General features: G+C 68.4%; 12 protein-coding genes and 1 tRNA gene. 4 read left to right on the top strand and 9 right to left on the bottom strand.

Annotation, left to right across the window (positions count from 1 at the left end; genetic code table 11):
• The first annotated feature begins 66 nt into the window (after positions 1 to 66).
• Together ON41_RS09695 and ON41_RS09690 are read left to right on the top strand one after the other, a co-directional pair.
• Positions 67 to 783 (top strand): AzlC family ABC transporter permease, encoded by a 717-nt coding sequence (locus ON41_RS09695; RefSeq protein ID WP_051161170.1) that lies wholly within the window; start codon positions 67 to 69, stop codon positions 781 to 783.
• Entirely contained in the window at positions 780 to 1,094 is a 315-nt protein-coding gene (locus ON41_RS09690; protein ID WP_040747020.1) for an AzlD domain-containing protein, read from the top strand. The genes ON41_RS09695 and ON41_RS09690 overlap by 4 nt, the downstream gene beginning before the upstream one ends.
• Before the next feature lie 1,152 nt (positions 1,095 to 2,246).
• On the opposite strand, the gene ON41_RS09685 is transcribed toward ON41_RS09690, so the two are convergent.
• From ON41_RS09685 to ON41_RS09650, 7 genes are all read right to left on the bottom strand, one after another.
• On the bottom strand, positions 2,247 to 2,921 hold the full coding sequence (locus ON41_RS09685) for a DUF8185 domain-containing protein (protein WP_040747019.1): 675 nt from the start codon (positions 2,919 to 2,921) through the stop codon (positions 2,247 to 2,249).
• Positions 2,918 to 3,370: an acyl-CoA thioesterase gene (locus ON41_RS09680; protein ID WP_051161174.1), complete on the bottom strand. Its 453-nt coding sequence runs from the start codon at positions 3,368 to 3,370 to the stop codon at positions 2,918 to 2,920. Before ON41_RS09680 ends, ON41_RS09685 begins: the two co-directional genes overlap by 4 nt.
• Positions 3,371 to 3,634: 264 nt before the next feature.
• Positions 3,635 to 8,530 carry an NAD-glutamate dehydrogenase gene (locus ON41_RS09670; protein WP_040747017.1) on the bottom strand — a complete coding sequence of 1,632 codons (4,896 nt, stop codon included), beginning with the start codon at positions 8,528 to 8,530 and terminating at the stop codon, positions 3,635 to 3,637.
• Positions 8,531 to 8,859: 329 nt separating this feature from the next.
• On the bottom strand, positions 8,860 to 10,536 hold the full coding sequence (gene ettA, locus ON41_RS09665) for an energy-dependent translational throttle protein EttA (protein WP_040747016.1): 1,677 nt from the start codon (positions 10,534 to 10,536) through the stop codon (positions 8,860 to 8,862).
• Positions 10,537 to 10,589: 53 nt separating this feature from the next.
• Complete coding sequence (locus ON41_RS09660; RefSeq protein ID WP_051161169.1) at positions 10,590 to 11,054, bottom strand: single-stranded DNA-binding protein; 465 nt, start codon at positions 11,052 to 11,054, stop codon at positions 10,590 to 10,592.
• Positions 11,055 to 11,168: 114 nt separating this feature from the next.
• The gene (locus tag ON41_RS09655; RefSeq protein ID WP_051161168.1) at positions 11,169 to 12,125 is read right to left on the bottom strand and encodes a serine/threonine dehydratase; all 957 of its coding nucleotides are present in this window, start codon (positions 12,123 to 12,125) and stop codon (positions 11,169 to 11,171) included.
• Positions 12,122 to 14,161 (bottom strand): bifunctional copper resistance protein CopD/cytochrome c oxidase assembly protein, encoded by a 2,040-nt coding sequence (locus ON41_RS09650; protein WP_040747015.1) that lies wholly within the window; start codon positions 14,159 to 14,161, stop codon positions 12,122 to 12,124. The genes ON41_RS09655 and ON41_RS09650 overlap by 4 nt, the downstream gene beginning before the upstream one ends.
• A 187-nt stretch (positions 14,162 to 14,348) precedes the next feature.
• Here ON41_RS09650 and ON41_RS09645 point away from each other — a divergent pair.
• Positions 14,349 to 14,425, top strand: a tRNA-Arg gene (locus tag ON41_RS09645).
• A gap of 1,020 nt (positions 14,426 to 15,445) precedes the next feature.
• Here ON41_RS09645 and ON41_RS09640 read toward each other — a convergent pair.
• On the bottom strand, positions 15,446 to 15,793 hold the full coding sequence (locus tag ON41_RS09640) for a PadR family transcriptional regulator (protein ID WP_040747034.1): 348 nt from the start codon (positions 15,791 to 15,793) through the stop codon (positions 15,446 to 15,448).
• 100 nt (positions 15,794 to 15,893) lie between these two features.
• Here ON41_RS09640 and ON41_RS09635 point away from each other — a divergent pair, with 100 nt between their 5' ends.
• Positions 15,894 to 16,082: a hypothetical protein gene (locus ON41_RS09635; protein ID WP_040747014.1), complete on the top strand. Its 189-nt coding sequence runs from the start codon at positions 15,894 to 15,896 to the stop codon at positions 16,080 to 16,082.
• Here ON41_RS09635 and ON41_RS09630 read toward each other — a convergent pair.
• The coding region (locus tag ON41_RS09630) for a class I adenylate-forming enzyme family protein (RefSeq protein ID WP_040747013.1) at positions 16,079 to 17,478 on the bottom strand (1,400 nt) is incomplete at its 5' end. The genes ON41_RS09635 and ON41_RS09630 overlap by 4 nt on opposite strands.

Below are 17,478 nucleotides of genomic sequence, written 5' to 3'. Positions count from 1 at the left end.
GACAGTACCCGGAGGCGCGTCACACGCGATTGACGAGCCCGCCCCGTAACGTTCAATATAGTAGTCGTGCGTTCGATATGGCGAACACTCGACCGGAGTGACCTCACGGGAATCGCGACCATCTGCCTGGCGGTCGTGGCGATCGGCGTGTCCTACGGGGCCACCGCCGTCACCTCGGGCATGCCTCCGTGGCTGCCGCTGCTGCTCAGCGTGCTGGTGCTGGCCGGGGGCGCGGAATTCCTGTTCGTCGGCATCATCGCCGCGGGCGGCGGCCTGGCCGCGGCGGTCCTGGCCGGGCTGGTCGTCAATGCCCGGCATCTACCGTACGGGCTGGCAGTTCCCGACGTGGTCGGCACCGGGTGGCGCCGGCTGCTCGGCACGCACGTCATGAACGACGAGTCGGTCGCGCTGGCACTGGCGGAATCCGATCGCGACCGTCGGCGGGCCGCATTCTGGCTGTGCGGCCTGGGCGTCCTGGTGGCCTGGCCACTGGGCGCGGCGCTCGGGGTGGCGATCGGCACGGCGATCCCGAATCCGGACATGTTCGGCCTGGACGCGGTGTTCCCCGCGGTCCTGCTCGCCCTGATCCTGCCCGCGGTCCGCGGCGACCGGGCGACCCGGCGGGCCGTCCTCGCGGGCGCGGCCGTGGCGGCGGCGTCCACCCCCTTCCTCGGCGCGGGCCTCCCGGTGCTGCTGGCCTTGCCCGCCGCACTGCTGGCATTCGGACGCGGCAGCGCCGAACAGCCCCAGCGAGATCCGGCGACCACGGGGACGGCGTCGTGACCACCACCCTGATCGCGGCCGCCCTGGCCTTGGCGGTGGGCACCTACGCCCTCCGCTTCGCGGGCCCGGTCCTGCGCCGTCGTCTCACCCTTCCCCCGCGTCTCACCCAGTTGCTGGAGGCCGGATCCGTGGTCCTGCTCGCCGCACTGGCCGTCACCGAACTCGTGCCCGCCGGGCATCGGGCCGGATTCGCCCTTCCCGCAGGCGTTCTCGTCGCCGTCGTCCTCGCCTGGCGCCGTGCGCCGCTGATCCTGGTCGCCGCCGCGGCGGCGATCACCACCGCCCTGCTGCGGCTTCTCGGCGTCGCCTGATCCGGGCCGAATACCCGGCAGACGATGTACCGGTAAGTAGGAATGGCGATTTGCCGGATTACGAAAAGCAACTGCTTGGTGAGGGCTGCTGGAAATTCGTCGATCGTCGTGTAAATCCGCCTTCACAGCGGCTGCCGGTGTGGTACCGAATCGTTCTTGGTGCACATTTGTCGCACGACCTGTAATGCTGTTCCGATTGCTCATCAATCGCTGCACGTGCATGCGGAAATCGGGCCGGAAGTTCGCTCGGGGCATCCTTTGTTGTGCCGTTCCACTCCTGTACTCTCCTCACTCGGACCCCTGTTCAGCACCGGGATTGACCAAACCCCTCGTGTGCGCGCATGCGGCACACAAGGTGTCGTGTTCAACAAGTTATTCGGTAAAGACCAGGAGGTCCGGGATGCCCGAAAAGGGTGACCCTCACGGCATTGTGCCCCACGATAAGGGAACCAGGTGCCGGTCGAGGAACGAAGGGCCCCGGCCGTGGCTGACGCTCATCGGCGTCGGCGCGACCAAGGCCCTCCTCGACTATCTACTCAGCCGGTTCGATCCTTTCGGCCGGTGACGGAGGCGGTGTGATCCACCGCATCCGGTGAGGCTGCGGGGCAAGGTAGTTTGTCCCGCTTCCCGGCGAAAGCCGGGACCGTGGGCACTCGGACACCACTCCGGGTGTCCACGGCAGCCAACCGAAACGATCAATGCGCACGGCTATGCGCCGCTCGATTCTTACACACTTCCGTGTGTAGTCCTATAGGCGCTTCCCGGCACGGCTCTCGCGGCACGTCGCAATTCGACGGAACGCGCATCGCGAATCGGGTCACGCGACACTCCTGAACTGCGCCGATGCCGCAAAGAATATCGAATTGGTCACGAATGATAAGGCCGCAATTGCCGACTCCCACAAACGATCGAACCCCACCCCCTACACACGGATAGCGCTTCACCGCGACGGGAAAATGGCTACCGTGCAGTTATTGCGACATATCACAAAAATTACGGCGTGGAGTCGGCTGTCCCGGCGAGCAAACGGGTGCGTCCGGCCCAGCTACCGAATAGCCCCGCCGCGAGCCCGGTGGGTCGGCGACCACCGCCACCCCGCACCGCGGCGAGCGAATCCGGAGCTAGCCCGGCGGTCGCGGATATCCGCCGATCTCAGAGCGGGGTGAGGGGCATGCCCGGGCCGCGGCGGCGAGCCACGGACCCGTAGCGGGCGTCGAGCCGCAGCCAGGTGCGGGTGGTGCGGACGCGGACCATCTCGGTGGACGCGATGCGATGGGCGCCCGCCTGATCCCCGGCGTGCGGGATGAAATCCATCGCGTTGAGCGTGAAGACCACGCGCATCGGAACCTCCACCTCGTCGCCGTTCCCGGTGACGGTGAGGACGGCCTGATCCAGCAGCGAGACCGGCGGGCCGTGACCGCTGCCGTGCTCGGCGGCCACGGCGGCGCCGCGCTCGGCCAGTTCCACCAGGCTGCGGGCCGGGACATCATCGACGTGCTCGAACCCGTCCAGCGGCGGCAGCGCCGTGCGCCACGAAGAATCCAGCGAGAAGCCCAGGTCGATCGGGCCGTCCGCGCCCGGGCCCGTCAGCCCGGACAGCACCACGTCACCGCCGACGGTGGCATCGTCGACCCCCAGCTCACCGACGACGGTGCGCATCGCGAGAGCCTCGAAACCGGTTGCCGCCCAGGCGGAGAGGTACCGATCGCCGCGGCGGCGCAGCCGGATCACGGCCGCCGGGTCGAGGCGCACGGCCCGTGCCACGAAGGTCGCCAGGTTCTCCCGCTCGGCCGGATCGGGGACCCGCAGCACGCGGGCGTCGGTCACTCGCCCTTCCACTGCGCCAGGTACTCACGCTCGGCGGAGGTCAGCCGTCGCAGGCGCTGGGTATCGATGTCGAACGCCGCGAGCTGGGTGGTGGCGATGACCGCGGGCGGCGAGTCCAGCGCCGCGCCGTTGGCGCGCACCTCGTAGCCGACCGTGAAGTCGACAGCGCGCAGCTGCTGGATCCACATCGCGATATCCAGCGGGGTGTCCTCGTGCCGGAGCTGACCCCGGTAGCGGACGTGCAGATCGGCGAGCACGCAGCCGTTGCGCAGTCCCGCGGTCGGGCGGTCGTCGAACAGCCAGGGAATCCGCGCCTCTTCGAGCAGAGTGACCATCCGGGCGTGGTTGATGTGCTGGAAGGCGTCCATATCCGACCACCGGACGTCGACCTTGGCGTGAAAACGCTTGGGCAGCACGGCGGTAGCGGCCGTCTTCGCGAGCCCGTTCACCGAACCGACACTCGTCACACGTAACCTCCGATCGGATTGCCGCCCGCACGCCTGCCGCCGGGCGGCCGGCGCCGCGGGTGGTGGAGCAGCGGGTCCGAACCCGTCCGGCGCGACGATGCCTCCGAACCGATCCGGCACCAAGTATGCCGCGTTTACCGGACGCCACCGGATCCGGCCGGGGCCGAGGGCGCCGACCGGCCCGTGTCCGAGCCGGTCAGCGCCGTGATCAGCGACATTCTGTGAGTTGGCACAAGGCCGCGTCGCTCAGCGGACCTCGGCCTGCGCTCCCACTCCGCTGACCATGCTGCGCACCTGCCGCGCCGCCACCGACAGCGTGGCCAGATCGTGGGTGCCGGATTCGAACAACTCCGCGAGGGCGGCGCGGGCGCGACCCAGGCGGGACTGGTTCTTCGACTCCCAGTACGCGATCTTCTCCTCGGCCGTCTCCTCCGGGTCGCCGCCGGAAAGTACGTCGAGGGTCAGCGAGCGCAGCGATCCGTACATATCGTCACGCAGCGCGAGCCGTGCCAGCGCGTGCCAGCGATCGCCCCGTTCGAGGTGGCTGACGGCCTGCAGCAGCCAGTCGATCTTCAGGTGCTCGTTGAGCGCGTAGTACAGCGCGCCCACCTCGTCGCCGTCGCGATCGGTGATGTCGGCGATATCGATGACGTCCAGCAGCGGGAACAGGTTGAGCAGCCCGAACACCTCGGTCGCGAGGACCTCCGGCACACCGAGCCCGGTCAGCCTGGCCGACTGCCGCTCGAGGGTGTCGATGTGGTGGCCGCGCAACCAGCCCGGCACCTTGGGCGCCAGCTCCCGCACCGAGTCGCTGTAGCGGTGGATCTCCGCGCCGACCGCGATCGGCTGCGGGCGGTTGCTCAGCAGCCACCGCGAGGCCCGGTCGAGGGTGCGCTTGGTCTCGAGTTCCAGTTCGTCCTTCACCGCGGTGGCGATCTCGGCCTCACGGATGCGGGTCCAGATCGACTGGAGATCGAAGATCTGCGTGGCCGCGGCGAACGCACGCACCGAGTCGGTGGCGCTGGCGCCGATCTCCTCGTTGAGCCGATGCGCGTAGGTGATGCCGCCGAGGTCGACCATCTCGTTGATCACCATGGTGGTGACGATCTCCCGGCGCAGCCGGTGCCGCTTGATGGCGGCCCCGAACCTCTCGCGCAGCGGCGTCGGGAAGTAGTCGGGCAGGCGCGCCGAGAAGTGCGCGCTGTCGGGCAGATCCGAGTCGAGCAGATCCGATTTCAGCGAAAGTTTCGCGTGCGCCATCAGATTCGCCAGCTCGGGCGAGGTGAGCCCGCCACCCGCCTCGGCGCGCCGCTTGATCTCCGCGTCCGACGGCAGGGCCTCGAGTTCGCGATCCAGTCCGCGCCGCGATTCCAGATCCTCCATCAGGCGCTTCTGCACGTTCAGCATCCGGGGCGCCTCGGCCCGCGACATACCCATCAGGAAGTTCTGGGACACGTTGTCCTGCAACACCATGTCCGAGACCTCGTCGGTCATGGACGCCAGCAGGGGGTTGCGGTCGGCGGGCGCCAGCTCGCCGGCCGACACCACGCCGTCGAGCAGGACCTTGATGTTGACCTCGTGGTCGGAGCAGTCCACACCCGCCGAGTTGTCCAGCGCGTCGGTATTGCACTTGCCGCCCTCGCGGCAGAACTCGATGCGGCCCAGCGCGGTGAGGCCGAGGTTGCCGCCCTCCCCGATCACCTTGACCCGCAACCGATTCGCGTCGACGCGCACCGGGTCGTTGGACTTGTCGCCCACCTCGGCATTGGATTCGGTACTCGCCTTGATGTAGGTCCCGATACCGCCGTTCCACAGCAGCTGCACCGGGGCCAGGAGGATGGCCTTGATCAGCTCCGGCGGGGACAGCGAGACGATATCGTCGGCCAGGCCCAGGGCCTCGCGCACCTGCGGGCTGATCGGCACCGCCTTCACGGTGCGGTCGTAGACGCCGCCGCCCGCACTGATCAGCGACGTGTCGTAATCCCGCCACGACGACCGCGGCAACTCGAACATCCGCTGCCGCTCCGTGAACGACCGCGCCGCATCGGGATTCGGGTCGAGGAAGATGTGCCGGTGGTCGAACGCCGCCACCAGGCGAATGTGTTCCGACAGCAGCATCCCGTTGCCGAACACGTCACCCGACATGTCACCGACGCCCACCACCGTGAACTCCTGTGACTGCGTATCGATGTCCATCTCGGCGAAATGCCGCTTCACCGACTCCCACGCGCCCTTGGCCGTGATGCCCATCGCCTTGTGGTCGTAACCCGCCGAACCACCCGACGCGAAGGCGTCACCCAGCCAGAACCCGTAGCTCTGCGCCACGTCGTTGGCGATATCCGAGAACGTCGCCGTACCCTTGTCGGCCGCCACCACGAGGTAGGTGTCGTCGCCGTCGCGACGCACCACCCGCGCGGGCGGGACGACCTCCCCGCTGGCGTGGTCGACATTGTCGGTCACGTCCAGCAGACCGGAGATGAAGGTGCGGTAGCAGGAGATGCCCTCGGCCTGCAGCGCCTGCCGGTCCGCCGCCGGATCACCCGTGGCGGCGGGCGGATTCTTCACCACGAAGCCGCCCTTGGCACCCACCGGCACGATCACGGCGTTCTTCACCGCCTGCGCCTTCACCAGGCCCAGGATCTCGGTGCGGAAGTCCTCCAGGCGGTCGGACCACCGCAGCCCACCGCGCGCCACGGGACCGAACCGCAGATGCACGCCCTCGACCCGCGGCGAATACACGAAGATCTCGAATTGCGGGCGCGGACGGGGCAATTCGCTGATCTCGCCCGGCTCCACCTTGATCGACAGATACTCGCGGGGCGCGCCCCGCTCGTCGGTGCGGTAGTAGTTGGTCCGCAGCGTCGCGCGCACCAGGCTCAGGATCGCCCGCAGAATGCGGTCGGCGTCGAGGCTCACCACCTCGTTGATGCGTTCCGCGACCGCGGCCTCCAGTTCGGCGGCCCGGTCCGGCGCCGCCGAGTCGGGATCGAACAGCGCGGTGAACAGATCCACGAACAGCAGCGCCGCATCCGGTGACGTCAGCAGGACGCGGGCGATATTCGCCTGGCTGTAGGGAAAGTCGGCCTGCTGCAGGTACTTCGAGTACGCCCGCAGGATCGCCACCGCGCGCCAGCTCAGTCCGGCGCGCAGCACCAGCTCGTTCAGCGCGTCGGCCTCGGCCCGGCCGTGCCAGAGCGCGTCGAAGGCCGAGGTGAAACGCTCGCGCAGCCCGCGCTCGCGGGCGTCGAGGATGTCCAGGCGGTCGGCGGTCTCGACCAGTTCGGCGTCCATATTGCGGTCCAGCGACATGCGCAGCAGGTCGGGGCGGGCCTGCAGACCGAAGTCGTAGATCCACACCTCCCGGCCGTCGGCGAACTGCAGCTGGTACGGACGCTCGTCGACCACCTCGACGCCCAGGCTCTGCAGAAGCGGCAGCACCTGGCTCAGCGAGATGCCGCCGCCGATGTAGAGCGTGAAACGCCAGGAGCCCGGCTCGGATCGGGGCCGCCGGTACAGGTGCTGGTCGATCTTGCCGGGAGCCAGCCGCTCCAGCCGGACGATATCGGCGAGGGCGCGGACCGCCTCGAAATCCTCCTTGTAGGCGTCCGGCAGGGCCTCCGTATAGCGCTGCACCACGGCCGGATCCAGCACCGTCGAGGCGGCCACCTCGTCGCGCAGGTGGTCGTCCCAGGTGCGGCTGGCCTCGGCGAGCAGCTGCTGGATGCGCAGCCGGTTGGTCTCGGAGACGTCCACCGGGGTGCCGGGCTCCGGCAGCCGCACGGTGAAATACACGCTGGCGAGCTCGCTTTCGGACACTCGCGCCGAATAGTCGATCGAGACGCCGCCCAGCTCCCGGACGAGAATGTCCTGGATCTCCAGCCGCACCCGGGTGGTGTAGCGGTCGCGCGGCAGGTAGACCATGCAGGCCACGAACCGGCCGTAGGAGTCCGCGCGCAGGAACAGCCGCACCTGCCGCCGCATGCCGACGTTGAGCACCGAGCCCGCGGTGTGGCGCATCGTGTCCACATCGGCGGAGAACAGCTCGGTCCGCGGGAAGGACTGGATCACCTCCAGCATCGCCTGCCCGGAGAACGAGTCCAGCTCCACGCCGCTCTGCTCGATCACCGTGCGTACCCGCCGCTCGACGACCGGGATGTCGAGCACGTTCTCGTGCATCGCGGCCACGGTGAAGACGCCGATGAACAGGTGCTCGCCGGTAATGGCGCCGGAGGCATCGAATTCGGCGACGCCGACGAAGTAGGGGTACACCGAACGGTGCACGGTCGCGGGAACCAGGCCCTGGGTGAGCATCAGCAGCGGGCGGTCGCCGCTGTCCACCGGGACCCGGAAGTCGGTGCCCACGTCCGGGCGCAGCACACCGAGGCTACTGTCCGGTACCGCAACGGATTTCGCGTCCGCGCCGTCGGCGGAGCGCTGGTAGCGGGCGTAGCCCAGCACGGTGAAATGTCCGTCGGCCAGCCAGCGCAGCAGGTTCGCGCAGTCGACCAGGTCGGTGGGACTGAACGGGGGGGCGTTGTTCGCGGCCGCGGCGTCCAGTTCGTCGGCCAGGCGGTCCTGCACTCTGCGCATCGCCTCGGTATCGCCGATCACCTGGCGCACGTCGGTGAGCACATCGGAGATTCCGGTCTCGAGCTCCTCCAGCAGGGCCGGGCTCGTCGACGGGTGCAGCTGGATGTGCATCCAGGATTCCCGCAGGCCGGTGGCGCCGTTGCCGTCGACCTCATGGGGCACAGCGGATTCGAGGGCGCCCTCGGCGTCGCGGATCACCTCGAAGATCGGGTGGATCACCTCGCTGATACTCACCGTGTGGCGGCTGAGATACGCGGTGACCGACTCCACCAGCAGCGGCATATCGTCGGTGACCATTTGCACGGCGGCTCCGAGGCCGCTGCCGTCGTCCGGGTAGTACACCCGCACCCGTGCCTGTCCCGGCGGGCGCAGCGTGCCCAGTTCGATGTGCCGCCGGAACACCAGGTTCGAGCCCCCGGTGATCGCGCAGTCCACATCGCCGGCGTCCACGTGGCGGAAATACGCCTCCTCGAGCGTGGCCAGCTCGCCGCGCAACTGCTCCGGCAAGCTCGCTACCCACGCCGCTGTGGACATTTCGGACGAGACCGTCATTTTCTTCGCCAACTCCTCGGATATCGGTTCCGCAACAAAGTGACGCCGGAGTCGAGAGTAGCTGGGTGTCGCACGCGCTGCCGAGGAATCTCGCCAAACCCCCCGTCGGCGCCCGAGCCGCCCGAACACCCCGGTTGGTACGACCCCAGCCGCGCACCGCCGAAGTACCAGGTGGTGCACGATAAGCGTTGCGCCGGTAGTTATTTGACGCACGCTCGAATATGACCGATCACACTGTTCGCTTGTCGATAACCCGCGAGTAACCAATGCGATGCCAGGTTCCGGTCCTCCGTTCGGCGTGCGGAGGACCGGACCTGGATCAGCGGAAATCAGTCGCGAGTCAGCTTGCGGTGTGTGACGCGGTGCGGTCGCGCCGCATCCGGCCCGAGCCGCTCCACCTTGTTGGCCTCGTAGGCCTCGAAGTTGCCCTCGAACCAGAACCAGGCGGCCTCGTTGTCGTCGTTACCCTCCCACGCCAGGATGTGGGTACAGGTGCGGTCGAGGAACCAGCGGTCGTGGGAGATGACCACGGCGCAGCCGGGGAACTGCTCGAGGGCGTTCTCCAGCGAGCCGAGGGTTTCGACGTCGAGGTCGTTGGTGGGCTCGTCGAGCAGGATCAGGTTGCCGCCCTGTTTCAGGGTGAGTGCCAGGTTCAGCCGGTTGCGCTCACCACCGGACAGCACGCCCGCGGGCTTCTGCTGGTCGGGGCCCTTGAACCCGAACGCGGAAACGTAAGCGCGCGAAGGCATTTCCTGGCTGCCGACCTGGATGAAGTCGAGGCCCTCGGAGACCACCTGCCACACCGTCTTGTTCGGATCGATGCCCGCGCGGTTCTGGTCGACGTAACTCAGCTTGACCGTGTCGCCGACCCGCACCGTGCCGCTGTCGGGCTGCTCGATGCCGACGATCGTCTTGAACAGCGTGGACTTACCGACACCGTTGGGACCGATGACGCCGACGATGCCGTTGCGCGGCAAGGTGAACGACAGATCCTTGATCAGCTGGCGGTCGCCGAAGCCCTTGTCCAGGTGCTCGACCTCGACGACCACATTGCCCAGGCGCGGACCGGCCGGGATCTGGATCTCCTCGAAGTCCAGCTTCCGCATCTTCTCGGCCTCGGCCGCCATCTCCTCGTACCGGCCGAGGCGGGCCTTGTTCTTGGCCTGGCGGGCCTTGGCGCCCGAGCGCACCCAGGCCAGCTCGTCCTTGAGGCGCTTCTGCAGCTTCTGGTCCTTCTTGCCCTGGACCTCCAGGCGCTCCGCCTTCTTCTCCAGGTAGGTGGAGTAGTTGCCCTCGTAGGGGTAGGTGCGGCCGCGGTCGAGTTCGAGGATCCAGCCGGCGACATTGTCGAGGAAGTAGCGATCGTGGGTGACGGCCAGCACCGCGCCCGCGTACTGGGCGAGGAACTGCTCGAGCCAGAGCACCGACTCGGCGTCGAGGTGGTTGGTGGGCTCGTCGAGCAGCAGCAGGTCGGGCTTGCTCAGCAGGAGTTTGCACAGCGCGACGCGGCGGCGCTCACCGCCGGAGAGGGTGGTGACCGGCTCCTCCGGCGGCGGGCAGCGCAGCGCGTCCATGGCCTGCTCCAGCTGCGAGTCCAGGTCCCACGCGTCGGCGTGGTCGAGATCTTCCTGGAGCTTGCCCATCTCCTCCATCAGCTCGTCGGAGTAGTCGGTGGCCATGAGTTCGGCGATCTCGTTGAAGCGGTCCAGCTTGACCTTGATCTCGCCGAGGCCCTCCTCGACGTTGCCGCGAACGGTCTTCTCCTCGTTCAGCGGGGGCTCCTGCTGCAGGATGCCCACCGTCGCGCCCGGCGCCAGCCAGGCATCCCCGTTGTTCGGCTGGTCCAGTCCCGCCATGATCTTGAGAACGCTCGACTTACCGGCGCCGTTCGGACCGACAACGCCGATCTTGGCACCGGGAAGGAAGTTCAAGTTCACGTCATCGAGGACGACCTTGTCTCCGTGCGCCTTGCGAACCTTGCGCATCTGGTAAATGAACTCAGCCATGTGCGAAAGCCTATCGGTGTGGGTGCGGGTGGGGCGAAGCGGAGCTACCCTCGTCATCCGGCATCGGCCGGGGTAGCGCCGACCGGGACCGACATATCGGATGCACCCGGTCCGCGGACCGCCTCGTCGTCAACGGACGGGGCGTCGGCGGAGTTCCGGCCGGCCCGTCGCCGGACGGGCGTCGAACAGCGGCCCAGGTCCGGGCCGAGGGCGCCGGCCCGCATCTCCAGATCGTGCCGTTCCACGCCGTCCTCGGTGCGGTACTCGGCGGTGCGCAACCGGCCGTAGGCGATGATCGGATCGCCGCGCCGGATCGAGGAATCCGCCCCCTCGGCCGTCCGGCGCCGGCAGTCGACCGTGAGAAACAGAGCGCCGTTGTCGACCCAGCCGCGGTCGCGGTCGAACCGGCGGGCATTGCTCGCCATGCGGAACGACACCACCTGCTCGCCCCCGGGCAGGCTGCGCCGCACCGGATGCGTCACCACCGTGCCGATGACGGCCGTATTCGCCTCGTACATGTGTCCCCCCTTGCTCTTTCGGATATCACGTCCAAGCCTGACGCATCCGCGACCGCCGCGACAGACCCGATCCGGCATCTGGGGATGAATTCCGAGGATGTGGACACCCGGCGTTTACAACGTCGCCGGATCCGTATTCGCCCCGCACAGGACGATCACGGGCCGCTCCCCCGGCTCGGGCACGTAGGCCCCGCTCTGGATGGCTGCCAGCGCGGTCGCGCCGGCCGCCTCCACCACGATGCGGAACTCCCGCCACAGGTACTCGCGAGCCATCGCGATCGCGTCGTCGGTCACCAGCACCGAGGCCATCCCGTAGCGCTGCGCCAGCTCCAGCGGGATGTTGCCGATCCTGGTGGCGCCCAGCGCATCCGCGGCGATGCTGTTGACGTGCACATCCACCGCCCGGCCCGCGGCCAGGGCGGCGTTCAGGGTGGGCGCGCCCTTCGGCTCGACGCCGATCACACGCCCGCGCAGGCCCAGCGCCGCCGCGATCCCGGCGGCCAGGCCGCCACCCCCGACGGCCACCAGCACGGGCGGCCGGCCGCGCACCTGCCGCTCGATCTCCAGCCCGACCACCCCGGCGCCCGCCACCACCGCGGGCAGGTCGTAGGCGTGCAGTTGCAGGGCGTCACGTTCGGCCGCCAGCTCGTCGGCGTGCTTCTTGGCCTCGGCGTAAGTCGTTCCGTGCCACAGCACTTCGGCGCCGTAGGCCCACATGGCGGCGACCTTGGTGTGCGGCGCAGACTCCGGCACCACCACGGTGCAGGTTCGTTCCTGCACGGCGCACGCCAGCGCCGCGGCGATCCCGGCGTTGCCGCCGGAGGCGATGACCACCCCGCGTTCGTCGCCCCGGTTCTCCAGCAGCGCGTTGAGACTCCCGCGCACCTTGAACGTGCCGCCGTGCTGGAGGTATTCGAGCTTGAACGTCACCTTCACGGGACCGTGCGGTCCGGTCACCTCGGTGTGGAATACCGGTGTCACCCGAACTCGCCGTCCCAGACGCAGCCGTGCCGCCCGCACATCGGACCGGTACAGCCGCTTCACCTCTCGCGCCGCGGACGCATCGGTCACTTGCGGACCTCCCGGTCGCGTCGGGCCAGTTCGGCGAACATGGCGTTGTGCGCGGACAGGTCGGCGTCGTGGTCGCGCTCGGCCGCCCGATCGATCCGCTTGGCCATCCGGTCGTCGCTGCGCGACCACTGGATCAGCAGCGCCAGCATCACCAGTACCAGCGGAATCTCACCGCTGGCCCAGGCCAGGCCGCCGCCCGTGCGCTGGTCGCCGAGCAGATCGGTGTTCCAGGTGATCCCGAGCGAGCGATAGAACCAGGACCCCAGCACGGTCGTCATACTCATCAGCGCGACGCCGAAGAACGCGTGGAACGGCAGCGAGCCGAACACCATCCCCACCTTCGTCAGCGGCTGCACCTGCCGCGGTTTGGGATCGATGCCCAGCACCACCCAGTAGAACAGGTAGCCCGACACCAGGAAGTGCACGTTCATCGCCAGATGCGCGCCGTGCGACCCGAGCACCGAATCGAAGATCCCGCCCAGATACAGCGCGTAGAAGCCGATCACGAAGAACGCCGTGGCCACCGCGGGCTGAGTCATGAACCGCGACACCGGATTGTGCACGGCGGCCAGTACCCACTCGCGCGGTCCCGGAGCCGCGTCGCGCCCGGCCGGCGGCAGCGCGCGCAGCGTCAGCAATACCGGGCCACCGAGGGCGAACAGGATCGGCGCCAGCATCGACAGCAGCATGTGCTGGGCCATGTGCACGCTGAACATGGCCGGCGCGTAGCGGCCGACGCCCGAACTGGTGGCGATCAGCAACACCAGGCAACCGCACAGCCAGGCGGCGGTCCGCCCGGCGGGCCAGGTGTCGCCGCGTGCGCGCAGCCGGCGCACCCCGGCCAGATACAGCACAGCAAGCACGACGGCCAGCGTTCCGAAGATCAGATCGAAGCGCCAGTCGAAAAGCAGCCGCGCGGCCGTCGGCGGACCGTCGAGGTTGTAGCCGAGTTCCACCTCCGCGGGCGAGGGAACCTGTTTCAGGTCCGGCGGGGGCGTGCGGCCCAGGCCGACGGCGAGCCCGACCGTGGACGCGAACACGAGCGCTTCCACCCCGGCGTACCGGATCAGCGCGGCGCGATCGCGCGGATCCTTCCGCAACGCGGGCACCGCGATCCGGCGTTGTATGAAACCGATCACACCGAGGACGCACAGCGCGAGGGTCTTGGCGATCACCAGGCGGCCGTAGGTCGTCGTGAACAGGTCGTCCCACGGCACCCGCACCCAGGCGTTGATCACGCCGCTCACCGCGACGACCACGAACGCGCCCGTCGCGACCAGTGAGAACCGGTGCGCCGCGAGGCCGGTGTGCGCGCCGCCGCGCAGCGCGTACGCCAGCACCGCGAACAACCCGCCCACCCACAGCGCCATCCCCACGAGGTGCAGGATCAGGCTGTTGGTGGCGACGTCGTGCGAACCGCCCGAGGACGAGTGCCCGGTCAGCGCGACCGGCATCAGGCACAGCACCGCCCCTCCGAACAGCGGCGGCATCCAGCCCCAGCGCAGCGCCAGCCGGCAGGCGACCGCCAGCGCCAGCGCCATGAAAGCCGTTGTCCGCCAAGCGCCCGCGATATCCACCTGCGCGATGGCGTGCCAGACCTGGTCGGGCCGCAGCATCGACCGCACGGGTTGCCCGGTGGTGTCCGACAGAGTCAGCGGGACCAGCAGCGCCGACGCGCCTGCCCACACCAGCGCCGCGATTCCGGCGCGATGCAGCGCCCGGTACCCGCCCACGTCGAGCAGTCCACTACGCTGCGGCGGTGTGAGGAATGCCGCGAACAGCAGCGAGCCGACCGCCACCGCCGCGGAGAGATCGGCGATCGCGCGAACAGCGGGCAGACCGTAGGTCGTCAGCGGGCCGGGGTCGGGGATGCCGAGCAGCGTCAGCGCCTGAGCTGCGGACAGGCCGACCACCACGGGCGCCACCAGCGCGGCCACCGCCGTCGCGACCGTCACGAGGACCGGGAACATCGCCGCCGACTCCGACCGTATGTCCTGGGATTCAGGTTCGGCGGACGGGTCCTGCGGTGACGACATGGACCTCAGCCTAGTTCGATCCCCCGCCCCCGGTGGCCCCGGCCCGAGCCCCGCCCCGGCCCACTGTGACCCCGCTGACATGCCCGCGAGTTGCCCGTCGGCAACGGCGACCCGTTCTGGACGCTCGCTATACTAATCGTGCTGGACAGCGTGCCGAGAACCCGGCATGGTGTGTGGTGCCTGCTATGCCTCCGTAGCTCAGTTGGATAGAGCAAGGGCCTTCTAATCCCTAGGTCGCAGGTTCGATTCCTGCCGGGGGCACCAAGTGTCTCTGACCAGCGACATTCGTCGCCGGATCAGAGATACCCATACCACGCAACGCTCAAACACCCAGGAATTCGCACGAGAATCCGAGGAAGGCGCGGCGCACGACCAACTCCGGCGTGCAGCCCTGCACCTAACTCGACGTTTCGGGCAGTGGATACGAACCGGTGACCGAAGCCGACCGCCCGTACCGCATCGCCTGCGCCTTTCGTGCCGCGGTAAGTGCTTTCCGAAATGCCGTGGAGTGGAGTTCGACGACCCCGCCCCGAGACCTTCGTCCGATACGAAGAGCTTCGAGATCATTGAAGGACAGCAGCCCAGCCAGCTCGACCCACCGAAACCAATCTATCGATCGATCGTCCCCGTACCGCACCATGATTCCCTTCGGCCGGTCGAACGCGTCGTAGCAGTCGCTGCATCGGTACCTCATAAGACGATGCGGCAACGTGTAGAACCGCCGGGACCGACAATGAGGACACGCTGGGAAGAGTCCCTGATCCGACGAAACCTCTACGACAGCAGTACCCAGGAGACCCGCGGCGTTCCGGTACGCCACGACATCACCGTCCCGAGCCTTCGGCGGGCTGGGTATCCGTCGCCACGGTTCCTCGTCGAGCACATGCGGTTCGCGATTGTCCGATTCGATCGTAATCAGCCAGGTTCGTGGGCCGAACGCCGGCGGCAGCGCGGCAGTAGCACGCGCACGCCGGCGAAGAGCGGCACGCAACGCCTGCCCCTGTGCCGGTGCACCCCGCAGAATCCGAAAGGCCGGAAGGAGCGAGGAGATCCCTTCGCGAGCCATCTCTTCCAACTCCGCGAGCCACTCGGCCCGGAACCGCCCTTGGGAACCTTTCGGCAGCCACCAAAGAGCAATACCGATAAGACGCCGGGCGACACGGTCTACCTCCACGCTGTCTCGGCCGTTCTTGCCATCCTCCGGCCAGAGCGCCTCGTCGCGACCGAGTTGGACAACCTTGCCATCCACGGCACGGAACGCAACGCCGTCCCCCACACGCAGCGTCATGCCATCCCCCAGCCAGGCTCGGGCGACGGCGCCCAGCTCGTCGATCGTGACGTTGACAACCGCGCCTGCATTTTGGCGATTTCATCGCGCGCGGCGGCGGTCCCGTCTGTAGTGAGCTGGTAGTAGCGCCGCCTGCGGCGGCCCTCCGCCGATTCGTCGATTTCTTCCCAATCGCTGGTAACCCACCCGGCCGTCTCCAACCGAGTCAGGATCGGATAGATGCTGCCGGTCGGCAGGCCCGAATGCTCCGAGATCTTCAGCCCGTAATGCTCATCCGAAGGGCGCTCCAGCAGTGCCTGTAACACCTGGAGCGTCTGTAAGGTCATCCGAACTTTCGCGGGCATGCAAGACACTCTACACTGCCATTGCTGTAACTCTATATAGGGTCGGTGGGATGCCCCCTACCGGCTCGGCCAGGTACGTGGAACGAAGGAGCAACACCTGATGAAGAGCGACCCGTTGGTGCTCACACTGTCGCTGTGCTTGGTAATCGCAGTAGGCATCATCTGCGGCATGCTGGCAGGGTTTCTCAGCTGGATCGGTGGCGCGAAACCGGCAAACGCAGCGCTTCGCGGGGGCGCGGCGTTCGGCGGCACCGTCGGCCTGGGTGTCGCTGTAATCGCGGCGCTCTAGTCGACCGGCTCCGCGCGTCGCCCTGTCGCACCATCGAGTGCGCTAGCGGCTTTCGCGCGGGCGGCTGCGCGGTCCGTCTTGCCGCCCGGGCCGATCTCCAGGCGGTCTACCGGGACGACGTACTCCGGGAAGTATTCGGGGCTCACGCCGCGGGTGCGGAGGTCGGTCGCGAGGGTGGGGGTGTCCAGGTGGGCGCCGGGGGTGAGAACGACTACGGCGCAGACTCGTTCGCCGTAGATCGGGTCGGGGATGCCGACGACGGTGACGTCGGTGACCGCGGGGTGAGCCTGGACGAGGTGTTCGATCTCGGTGATCGAGATGTTCTTGCCGCCGCGGATGATGAAGTCGGCGGTGCGGCCGACGACGCGGAGGCGGTCGGCGGCGTCGACTTCCACGATGTCGCCGAGGAGGAGCCAGCCGGCGTCGGTGTACAGCTCGGCGTTCGCGTCCGGGTCGTTCCAGTAGCCGGCCGAGGTGAGGGGGCCGCGGACGGCGGGGCGGCCGCGGCGTGGGGTGGTCGTGCTGTCCGCGCCGGTGTCGTCGAGGATGCGGACGTTCATGGACGGCAGGAGGTGGCCGCAGGTGCGTAGGCGGGTGTCGGTGTCGTCGTCGACGGTGGTGCGGCTGACGGCGCCGGATTCGTTGGAGCCGTAGAACTGGAGAACCCTTGCGCCCGTGCGCTGTTCGAACGCGGCGGCGTCGTCGTAAGGGACCGGCTCGCCGCCCGTGTAGAGGACGCGGAGACTCGAGAGATCGCGGCGCCCGGCAGATTCCGAGCGCAGCAGCATCTTGAATTGTGTACTGACGCAACACAGAACGGTGACGCGCTCGCGTTCGATCAGCATGGCGGTCTCGTCGGCGTCGAACCGCGAGCTCACCACGACGGGGATCCCCAGCAGGGCGGGGAGGAAATGCGCCGACCACAGCCCGAAGCCGTAGGGCGCGGGGACGACGGAACAGAGGACGTCGTCCGGCCCGATCCGGCCGCCGAGCATCGCCTCCCGGGCGAAGGCGATCCACCGTTTCTCGCTGTGGGTCACCACTTTCGGCAGACCGGTGGTCCCGGAGGTGGAATTGAGAATCGTGATGTCCGAGGTGGTGAAAGCCTGGGCCGGTCCCGCAGGCACCACGGTGTTCAGCCGATGCCGGGTGACAGTGCCGGACTCCTCGTCCACCACAAGCACATCCGCCGGATGGACGTCGTGCCCGCGCAACTCGTCGACCAGCGCACGCCACGACCGCCCCCGGATCGAGGACACAGTGACCAGCGTGACCGCCTCGGTCCGCCGCATGACGTGCGCGATCTCCCGCACCCCGGACCGGACGGCGACGGCCGCCGCGATGCGCCGCGCGCGGTAGCAGCCGCACAGCGCGGCGTGCACGACCATCGTGTCCG

Source organism: Nocardia transvalensis NBRC 15921 (genome assembly GCF_000308875.1).
Classification (GTDB): Bacteria; Actinomycetota; Actinomycetes; order Mycobacteriales; family Mycobacteriaceae; genus Nocardia; species Nocardia transvalensis.
This window is presented reverse-complemented; position numbering and strand designations above follow the sequence as displayed.

What these genes read in the sequence shown, in the direction of transcription:
- ON41_RS09640 (WP_040747034.1), bottom strand. Translation starts at nt 15,793, where the DNA reads ATGCCCGCGAAAGTTCGGATGACCTTACAGACGCTCCAGGTGTTACAG.
- ON41_RS09650 (WP_040747015.1), bottom strand. Translation starts at nt 14,161, where the DNA reads ATGTCGTCACCGCAGGACCCGTCCGCCGAACCTGAATCCCAGGACATA.
- ON41_RS09660 (WP_051161169.1), bottom strand. Translation starts at nt 11,054, where the DNA reads ATGTACGAGGCGAATACGGCCGTCATCGGCACGGTGGTGACGCATCCG.
- ettA (WP_040747016.1), bottom strand. Translation starts at nt 10,536, where the DNA reads ATGGCTGAGTTCATTTACCAGATGCGCAAGGTTCGCAAGGCGCACGGA.
- ON41_RS09635 (WP_040747014.1), top strand. Translation starts at nt 15,894, where the DNA reads ATGAAGAGCGACCCGTTGGTGCTCACACTGTCGCTGTGCTTGGTAATC.
- ON41_RS09670 (WP_040747017.1), bottom strand. Translation starts at nt 8,530, where the DNA reads ATGACGGTCTCGTCCGAAATGTCCACAGCGGCGTGGGTAGCGAGCTTG.